Source organism: Succinimonas sp., assembly GCF_045225735.1.
Classification (GTDB): Bacteria; Pseudomonadota; Gammaproteobacteria; order Enterobacterales; family Succinivibrionaceae; genus Succinimonas.
In genome coordinates this window covers 1-9,328 of the sequence record NZ_JBGVBR010000109.1, presented here as the reverse complement: position 1 = coordinate 9,328, position 9,328 = coordinate 1, and the positions used below count along the sequence as shown (strand labels likewise).

General features: G+C 54.1%; 9 protein-coding genes. 7 read left to right on the top strand and 2 right to left on the bottom strand.

Annotated elements, in window-relative coordinates; all coding sequences use genetic code 11:
* Positions 1-194 precede the first annotated feature (194 nt).
* Positions 195-1,280 carry an RNA chaperone ProQ gene (proQ, locus tag ACJROR_RS03845; RefSeq protein ID WP_406545943.1) on the top strand — a complete coding sequence of 362 codons (1,086 nt, stop codon included), beginning with the start codon at positions 195-197 and terminating at the stop codon, positions 1,278-1,280.
* 120 nt (positions 1,281-1,400) lie between these two features.
* Positions 1,401-3,425, top strand: coding sequence for a carboxy terminal-processing peptidase (locus ACJROR_RS03840; RefSeq protein ID WP_406545942.1), 2,025 nt, complete (start codon positions 1,401-1,403; stop codon positions 3,423-3,425).
* A 292-nt stretch (positions 3,426-3,717) separates the two neighbouring features.
* On the opposite strand, the gene ACJROR_RS03835 is transcribed toward ACJROR_RS03840, so the two are convergent.
* Positions 3,718-3,921, bottom strand: coding sequence for an HTH domain-containing protein (locus ACJROR_RS03835; protein WP_406545941.1), 204 nt, complete (start codon positions 3,919-3,921; stop codon positions 3,718-3,720).
* 559 nt (positions 3,922-4,480) lie between these two features.
* On the opposite strand from ACJROR_RS03835, the gene ACJROR_RS03830 reads away from it, so the two are divergent.
* The 5 genes from ACJROR_RS03830 to ACJROR_RS03810 all read left to right on the top strand — a co-directional run bounded on the left by ACJROR_RS03830 (position 4,481) and on the right by ACJROR_RS03810 (position 8,284).
* Positions 4,481-4,966, top strand: a complete 486-nt coding sequence (locus ACJROR_RS03830) for an AAA family ATPase (protein WP_406545940.1) — start codon at positions 4,481-4,483, stop codon at positions 4,964-4,966.
* Between the two features lie 150 nt (positions 4,967-5,116).
* Positions 5,117-6,817: an RNA ligase gene (locus tag ACJROR_RS03825; RefSeq protein WP_406545939.1), complete on the top strand. Its 1,701-nt coding sequence runs from the start codon at positions 5,117-5,119 to the stop codon at positions 6,815-6,817.
* Positions 6,818-6,977: 160 nt separating this feature from the next.
* Positions 6,978-7,307, top strand: coding sequence for a hypothetical protein (locus tag ACJROR_RS03820; protein WP_406545938.1), 330 nt, complete (start codon positions 6,978-6,980; stop codon positions 7,305-7,307).
* Positions 7,308-7,431: 124 nt separating this feature from the next.
* Positions 7,432-7,767 carry a hypothetical protein gene (locus tag ACJROR_RS03815; protein ID WP_406037787.1) on the top strand — a complete coding sequence of 112 codons (336 nt, stop codon included), beginning with the start codon at positions 7,432-7,434 and terminating at the stop codon, positions 7,765-7,767.
* 196 nt (positions 7,768-7,963) lie between these two features.
* Positions 7,964-8,284 carry a hypothetical protein gene (locus ACJROR_RS03810; protein WP_406545937.1) on the top strand — a complete coding sequence of 107 codons (321 nt, stop codon included), beginning with the start codon at positions 7,964-7,966 and terminating at the stop codon, positions 8,282-8,284.
* A 281-nt stretch (positions 8,285-8,565) separates the two neighbouring features.
* On the opposite strand, the gene ACJROR_RS03805 is transcribed toward ACJROR_RS03810, so the two are convergent.
* Positions 8,566-9,328: spore maturation protein (locus ACJROR_RS03805; RefSeq protein ID WP_406545936.1), on the bottom strand; the 763-nt coding region annotated here is incomplete at its 5' end.

Below are 9,328 nucleotides of genomic sequence, written 5' to 3'. Positions count from 1 at the left end.
CGGGGCTGTGACAATTGTTAAAAAATGCCGGGGCAGTTAACCCAATCAGGGATTTTATGGTATTATTTCACGCTGAACGGGAGGGGCTCGCGTTTTTGAGGAGTCCGGCTCCTGTATCCGGAGCCCGCGGGTCTTCCGGAAAGATATTATTGCAGAGCTGCCGCCGGCAGTTTTTAGACAGTTGATTACAGATTATGGAAAATACCGAGATAACCGATAAGGACACCAACAACACCGTATCCCCGGTTCAGACAGAGAATTCCGCCGCCCCGGCTGACAATGAGTTCGAGGCTGCCGAGGCCGCAGCTCCGGAAGCTGCCGGAGAAGCCGCTATTTCGGAGGAAGCTAATGCCAAAGCTCCGGAAACCCCGGAGGAAAAGGCCCGGCGGTTAGAGGCCGAGGCCAGAGTCAGAAAGGCTGAAAAGATTGCCAAGGTGCGCAGCGATGTTGATTTTCTGTGCGAGCATTTCCCGGCGAACTTTATCAAGGAAGGCCGGGAGGATGCCTCTCCCCGTCCTCTCAGAATCGGCATCTTCAATGACCTGGTGGAAAGGATTGCCGCAATTGATCCGGAGTTTTCCAAAAGCAGGATCCGGGCCGCTCTCCGGGTTTACACCACCCGCTGGAGCTATCTGGAATGCGTGAAGGCCGGAGCTCCCCGCATCGATATAGACGGCAATGAGGTTGATGTGGTTTCCCAGGAGCATGCGGATTATGCTGCGAAGGAATATCAGGAATCCCGGGCCCGCTACGAGGCGGTGCTGGCGGAAAGAAAGAAGAACCGCCGCCCCTTCTTCCGGAAAAAGAGTGCCGAGAATGCTGAAAATGCCGCAGGTGGCGCCGAGGAGCAGAGCGGCGACGGCGAGCAGAATCGCATCCGCAGAAGAAATGACGGCGACAAGACCGGCGGCGAAAGAAGGTTCCGCAGCCGCGGCGACCGGAATGACCGGAATGAGCGGAATGACAGAAACGGCAGAAACCCCAGAGGTGACCGAAACGACCGCAATTCCGGCGGCGAGCGCTCACTCAGAAGACCATTCCGTCCGGAAGGGGCTCCCGCAAAGCCGGCAGATGATGAAAAGCCTTTGGGATCCCGGCCCCGGGAGGAGTTTGCTCCCCTGACTCAGGAGGAGATCGTTCCGGGTCTTGAGGTGCGGGTGCTCTGGGGAAGCGGTTCCGTGCCTGCCACAGTGAGAGAAGTAGTGCGGGACAAGGTTACCGTGGAGCTGTCCATGGGCATGGTAGTGAAGGTGTCCAGTGATCAGATCGGACAGAAGTAAGCTCCGGCTTCCGCTGTTTTAGTTATCAATTGTGCGAAAATTCGATATGTGAAGATACATACGTACCGGGTTTTCGCATTTCGTTATCTTAATGTCTCTGTTTGCACAATAGAGGTTAGCATGTTGCTGAATAAAGTTGCTCTGGCCGTGATTCTGAGCGCCTCCCTGATGGGAACCGGCTATGCTCAGACCCGGATCCCCTCTGAAAGCGATATTCCGTCTCTGAAGCCGGAAGCCCGCCAGGACACCTCCTGTTCCCGGGTGCGCGGGTATTTTCTGCGTTCCCACTACAAGGGAGTGAGACTGGACGACAGCTTTGTGGATCAGGTCTATGACATGTATTTCTACAATCTGGATCGCTACCGCACTCTGTTCACTGAGTCCGAAATCCAGGGCTTCAAGAATGACCGGAAGCGCCTTTTCATGGCCCTGGACAGCTGCCGGCTGGACTATCCCTACGAGCTGTACAAGGCCTACATGAAGCGGCGCTTCGAGAAGTATTCCTATTACCTTGAGGTGCTGAAGACGGACAGCTTTGACTTTACCGGCAATGAAACCGTCACCGTGGATACCAGCAAGCTCCCGTACCGCAAGAATATCGAGGAGCTCCGGAAGTACTGGCGGCAGGTGGTCAGAAGCGATTATCTCAATCTCCGGCTTTCGGGGTTTTCAGAAGAGCGCATCCGCAAGAACCTGACCAAGCGCTACACCAGCATTCTCAGAAACATCGTCAAGACCAAGAACGAGGATGCCTTCAGCGCCTTTGAAAATGCCTTTGCCAATGCCATTGATCCTCATACCAGTTATCTTTCTCCGGATGACACCGCCAGCTTTGACAGCTCCATGAGTCTGGAAATGGAAGGCATTGGCGCCGTGCTCACCAGCAAGGACGAGTACTGCGAAATCGTCTCCATTGTGCCGGGCTCTCCTTCGGAAAAGAGCGGCCGCCTCAAGCCCAAGGACAGAATCGTCGGAGTGCAGCAGCACGGCAAGAACGGCAAGCCCGAGGAAATGGTGGACGTGGTGGGCATGCTGCTTACCGACATTGTGCCCATGGTAAAGGGCCCCAAGGGATCCAAGGTCACTTTGCAGATCATGAGAGGGGATGGTGCCAGCGCTTCCTTCTTCACCGTGGACATTATCCGGGATCGCATTCATCTTGAGGACAGCGCGGCCAAGGGCGCGGTAAACACCATTGACGGTCATAAGGTGGGCGTGCTCACCGTGAAGAGCTTCTACATGGGCCTGGCCAAGGACATGAAGAAGGAAATCGAAAAGATGAAGAAGGACAATATCGAAGCTCTGGTGGTGGATCTCCGCTATAACGGCGGCGGCTCTCTCCCTGAAGCAATCGATTCCAGCGGTCTTTTCTTCAAGTCCGGCCCCGTGGTGCAGGTGCGGGATGCGGTGGGGTATGTTTCCCTGAACCGCGATGATGACAATGTGTCGGTATATGACGGCCCTCTGGTGGTGCTGACTAACCGTCTTTCCGCCTCTTCGTCGGAGATTTTTGCGGGAGTGCTTCAGGATACCGGCCGGGCGGTGATTGTGGGGGATACCACCTTCGGCAAGGGCACCGTGCAGCAGAGCCGGCCTCTGGATCGCATTTACGACTTCTACGAGAAGCCTCTGGGCAGCATTCACTACACCATTGCCAAGTTCTACCGCATCAGCGGACAGAGCACCCAGCTCCGGGGCGTGGTACCCGATATCGCCTTCCCGTCCTTCAGCGACTATGCTGATTTCGGCGAGAACAACGAGCCTAATGCTCTGCCCTGGGATCAGATAAAGCCGGCCAAGTACAGCAAGGTGGGAGATCTCAGCCCCTATATCCCGGATCTTAAAAAGAAGCATGATGCCCGGGTTAAAGACGATCCCTACTATGCCAAGCTGGCCAATGACTATGAGACCTATCGGAAGAAGCGCAAGGATAATTCCATCAGCCTTAATTACGATATCCGCAAGGCCGAGCAGGAGAAGGACAAGGCCGAAGCCCTGAAGGATACCAACGAGTATCTGGAATCTCTGGGGAAGCCGCCGGTGAAGAGCTTGGATGATCTGCCCTCGGATTTCAAGGGGCGTGATACCCTGCTTCTGGAGGCGCAGCACATTGCGCTGGATCTGGCTCAGGATCTCAGATCCTGAGACGAATTAAGAACTCGCTTTTTGAAAAGGGCTTTCCTTCGGGAGGGCTCTTTTTTTAGCTGATGAATTTTAAACTGCTTACTCACAAGTGTTAATCACCAAGTGAGTAATCACAGTGTGAAGATATCGCTCTGTTGTAAAGGATAGTTGGATCGATAAGGCTCTGATTTCGACAGATGTAAATGTTTCTAAAATCACTCAGAATGAATTTAAGCATCTTACGGATTGAATCTGATAATAACGGATCGGAGGACATCCCTAATCCACACCTATGAAATGAGCCCGTATTCCCTCATTTTACTTCCCAGTAACCATATCGCATGCCACCTTTACGGATTATTTTGCCTTTCTCTTTCAATTCATTCAACTTCCTTTGTAATGTACGGCGAGAAATATCAAACTGCTCGACTAATTCTTTCTGTGTGATTTTAGGATTCTTTTCGACCTGTGCGGCCATAAAAGTCACCGATGCTATTGCTCTGTTGCGGAATTCCATTTTATGCCGCCTTTGGCAATTCTACATCATTAAATGGCACAATGGTGGCACAATTGGTGGCACAATGGGTGGCACAATGGTGGCACAATGGAGGCCAATGGAGGCCAATGGAGGCCAATGGAGGCACAATGCAATGGCACAATGGGTGGCACTATGGAGGCACATCACAATGGCTCGATGGAGTCCCTGTTAGCTATTTACCGGATATTCTGTTCCTTGGCTCATCTCAGATTTTCCTGATACCCTGTCCCCGGCTTCCCCATAAAACCGGCGCAATTGACCCCATCCTCTGGCAAAATCCGGATTGCGAGAGCTTAGAATCTGCGGCTCCATAAGCGTATCTATGGGAATCTAACTGCGGGGATCTAAGGCTGTTTCGCAATGTTTTTTACGGGAACTGGCGTTTTCCGGCGTTATCATGAACAATAAAGATCCTTCCGATCAGCTTCGGCTTTGATTGTCTTGCTCTTCTTACCAGGAAGCTATCGGCGATCAGGAAGCTATCGGCAAGACACTTGTCAGAAAAGGTAATTGTCAGCAAATTGTCAGGAAATCTGCTATGCGTATTCTGGTTATCATGAGAGGCCTTCCCGGCTCCGGCAAATCCAGCTGGATCAGGGAGAACGGCCTGGAACCCTTCACTCTGTCCACCGACAGTCTGCGTCTTCTTTATTCCGCTCCGGTGCTTAATCTCAGCGGTCAGTCCGTGATTTCCCAGCGGGTTAACAAGCTGGTGTTTGCCGCTCTGGACAAGCTTCTTGCCATACGGATGAAGAACGGGGATCTCACGGTGGTGGATGCCTGTCATGTCCGGGAGGAGGATTTTCTGCGCTACCGGGATCTCATAAGGGAATACCGTTACCGGGCGCTGGTGGCGGACTTTTCAGATGTGCCTCTGGAAGAATGCAAGAGAAGAAACCGGCTCCGCGATGAAATGCGGCTGGTGCCGGAGGCTGATATTGATCGCATGCACAGCATGCTTATCAAGGCAAAGCTCCCCGGCTGGGTTCAGGTCTTCAGTCATAACGACAGGATCACCCTCTAGCGGAATTAGCAGCTATTTGATCCTTCTGTCATCAGGCTCTTTCCTTTATTCGGTTTTTGGCTGCTGTCGGATCTGCCGTTATCGGAGTTATTGTCATCGGATCTGTCAATCAGTCTGGTCATCAGGCTTTCATGGTTTTAAGGTGCTTTTATGAACAAAACCTGCGCTATTTCCCTCAATCCCGCGGATTACAGCCAGTACGAAAAAATTATTATCATCGGGGATATCCACGGCTGCTATACGGTCTTAAAGGAAGCTCTGGGAGAGATTAATCCCCGGTACCTCTACATCTTTCTGGGAGATTATCTGGATCGCGGTCTGGAAAACAGGGAGACCCTGGAGTTTTTCATTGCCCATACCGCCACCCCCAATTTCATTTTTATCGAGGGGAATCATGAGCCCCGCCTCCGCAGCTATGCCGAGGATCAGGAATTCCGGGGCTGGGAGTTCACCTTTAAAACGGTGCCCCAAATAAAGGATCTTTCCAAAACGGACATTCGCCAGTTCTGCCGCCGTCTCCGGCAGTGCGCGTACTTTTCCTACGGCGGGAGGGTGTTTCTGGTCTGCCACGGCGGGATTCCCAAAGTGCCGCCTCTGGGGCTTATTGCAGTTTCCGCCTCCGGCATGATAAACGGGGTGGGCGTCCATGATGACTACCAGAAGGTGGCAGAGGTCTGGCATGAAACCATGCCGGAGAACTTCGTGCAGGTCTTCGGACACCGCAATACCGGTAACTCTCCGGCCCGGCTGTTTTCCAACGTGTTCTGTCTGGAGGGCCTGGTGGAAAAGGGCGGCTGTCTCCGTACCCTGGAGCTCTCTCCGAACGGCGTCATTACCCCGCGGGAATACCAGAACACCGTGTTTAATCCGGCTTTGGCCACGGGAGTTCCGGATCTCGTGCGGGATCTCCGGAGAAACCGTTACATTATCGAAAAGAATTTCGGTCATATCTCTTCCTTTAACTTTTCAGACAAGGCTTTTGGAAAGGGCATCTGGAACGAGCAGACTGTGACCGCCCGGGGACTTTTTATTGACGTGGTCTCCGGCTTTATGGCCGCCCGGGGCTACCGGAAGTTCTTCAATATCGGGGAACGCCCGGAAACCCGCCTGCCGGAGCTGGAAAAATCCATGAAATTTCCGGCGGAGGTTTATGTGAAGGAAAACGGCTTTCTGGGGCTGATGTCGTGGTATGACGGGAAGCTCTTCACCACCTCGAAATCCAATCCCGAATCTGCCTTTGCCGGCTATTTCCGGGATCTTTTGCAGGAATGCTGTCCCCGTCCGGAGGTTCTCCGGGAATATCTGGAGCAGCATCAGGCGACGCTTCTTTTTGAGTGCATTGACGTGAAGCGGGATCCCCACATTATCCGCTATCAGGAAAACCGCCTGGTGCTTCTGGACATTATTGACAACAAGCTGGAGTTTGCCCGGCGTTCCTATCAGGAGGTCTGCGATCTGGCAGCCCGGGCCGGACTTCCGGCAAAGCGCCATGCCCTGACGCTTTCCAGCTTTGCGGAATTTCAGAGCTGGTACCGGAAGCAGCTTTCCGAAAGCCTTGATCCCGGAATCCCCCATATCGAAGGCTATGTCATTGAGGATGCCCGGAGCTTTATGCTGAAGCTCAAACTTCCCTTCTATGCCAAGTGGAAGAACTTGAGAATTGTCGCCGGACTGGTGTATAACCGGAGGGAGCCTGCCCGGACTCTCGGCAAGCATTCTCAGCGTTTTTATGACTGGCTCACCCGGAAGGTTCAGGCCCAAAGCGCGAGCGGCGCCGAGTTTCCCCGAATGAGCATCCCGGATCTCCGGGACATGTACGTGGCGGAAACCGGGGATCGCTTTCTTGATTAGCTCCCTCTGATAACCGCCTCCTGATTACCGCTCATAATGCGGCGCCGCATACCTGTGAGGATTTTCAGCTTCCGGAGAGGGGGTGAGAGAGGCGGTGAGAGGGGCAGAGAAAGACTGCCGGATCGGGGCGGGAGAGTAATGCTTCAGAATTGAGGAGGCTATGATGGAACTTGCGCTGTGGGGGTGCAGCAGCTATATCGCGCTGGCGTTTCTGGTGGTCGGGGTGTTTCTCCTGATGGCGGCTCTGGATGTCAGTCCGGCAGTGGGTCATTCCGTGCCGCTGATATTGCTGGTGGCGGGAGCTTTTGTGGTGCGGTACGTCAAAAAGCTGAAGAAGAACAGCACCTGGGTTCCGGAGGAAAACTCTGCTCCCTCAGCGCCCCATGCTTCCTCCGCATCCGGTCGGGATAATGAAGAACTGAAGGCGGTCATGGAGGCCGTGATTATTCTGGTTCTTCTGGGCATTGCAGCCTTCATATTCTGGCGGTAACAGCGTGTTCCGCGGGAGGAATGCTCCATGGGGCTCCCCGGATGCCGCTGCCCTTTGACAGGGGGATCTCTGATGCCGGAACAGAAAACCTGGCAGTTTATTTCGCTTTCGGAGAATTGATGTCATGATTGATGTTTTATTGGATGCTGCGGTGGCGGGCTGCGGCAGCTACATTCTGCTGGGAATTCTGGCGCTGGCGGTGTTAGGCATTCTGGCGTTTATTCTGATGTTATGCTTTGAATTTCACCCGCTGGCGGGTGTTTTCATGAGCCTGGTATTTCTGCTTTTGGCGGTTTCCGCCGTGCGGGATCATATGAAGAAGTCCGGCAAGGAAGAGGAAAACTCTGATCCCGATGAATCCCGGCAGAGGAAAGAAGTGAACCCTGTTACGCAGTCAGCGGTGCTTATTCTGGCGCTTTTGATCGTTATAGCGATTGGGGTGATTATACGTTTCCAGTAACGGTAAATACGGGGAAAGACTTTTGAGAAATCGCGGCGCGCTGCCCGGAACCTGATGCCCGCCCGGGACCGGCTTCTCTCCGGATTGAAAAACTTTGTTGCCAATTCAGTTTCCGGAGAACGGATACCGGGTGAGGATGCCGGAGCGCCTGGCCGGATAAAGGATACAGGATGGAGATGCATGAGACATGTTGCCATTGATTGAATTATTGGATTATCTGCCTGGTGAAGAAGGCTGTGTCAAGATTGTCATGAAGGCTCTTTTTCTGGGTGCGGTGCTATATGTGCTTTGGTTTGTGACCAAGGATAACCCGCCCCTGGGCATTGCCCTGACTGTGGCCGTGCTGCTCCTTATGGCAGTAGCGCGGCGTTACCGGAAAAGGATTCGCCTTATTGAAGCGGACAGCAGCGCTCCCCCGGGATCCGTCCGCAAGGCGGCCCGCTGGGCCCTTTTGCAGGCCGCAGCGGTTATTCTGCTGTTTTTCGGGATGCGCTCTTTGCTGGAGACCTTGCTTTAACGCTGAAATGCGGGGGCTTTTAAGAAAGGCAAGGCGGACAATGCAAGGCGGAAGCGGAAGTGAAGGCCGAAGGGAAAGCTGGAGAAGAAGGGGGAGAGCTCCGCACCCCGATTTCAGCCGTCCCGGATTCTGCTTTCCGAAGCTCACCCCGGGACGCAATACTCTTTCATCAGAAACTCCGGTCTTCAAAGCCCCGCTCTTCTAAGCCTTCTTGCAAAACGACATAAAAAAGCCCGGCCGGGAAACTGTTTCCTGACCGGGCTCATTATTTCTGCCGTTCCTTACCCGAAAAACAGCATCCCCGCAATAATGGCGGCCACCATGGCGGTGAAGTCCGCAATGAGGCCGCAGGTTACCGCATGTCTGACTTTGGTGATGCCCACTGACCCGAAATACACTGCCAGCACGTAAAAGGTGGTTTCCGTGGATCCCTGCATCACCGCGGCGATATGCCCCGTCAGGGAATCCACGCCGAAGGTGTTGAAGGTGTCCAGCATCAGAGCCCGGGAGCCTCCCCCGGAGAAGGGGTGCATAAAGGCCACCGGCAGGGCGTCCACAAATTCCGTCCCCGTGCCCAGCCCTTCAAAAAACTTTTTGATGCCGGAGAGGAGGAGCGGCAGCACGCCTCCGGCCCGCAGAAACGCAATGGCGGTCAGCATGGCCACCAGGTAGGGCAGAATGTCGATGCACACCCGGAAGCCTTCCTTGGCTCCCTTGATAAACTCCTCGTAAACGGGTACCCTTTTCAGGAGGCCGTAAGACAGAAGTCCCCCGATAAAAAGGAGCACCGCGCCGTTGGCCGCATAGGAGGCCTGGGAGGCCAGCGCGGCTCCGGCAAACAGCGACCAGACGAACACTCCGCCCACCAGGCCCAGAAGTCCGCCCAGAGCCAGGAGCACCGGGAACTTCAGGATATTGATTTTCTGGAACAGGGCCGCTGCCAGAAAACCCGCCAGAGTGGAGCAGGAGGTGGCGATGAGAATGGGCAGAAACACATCCACCGGATCCGCGGCGCCGAACTTGCTGCGGTAGAGAAATACCGAT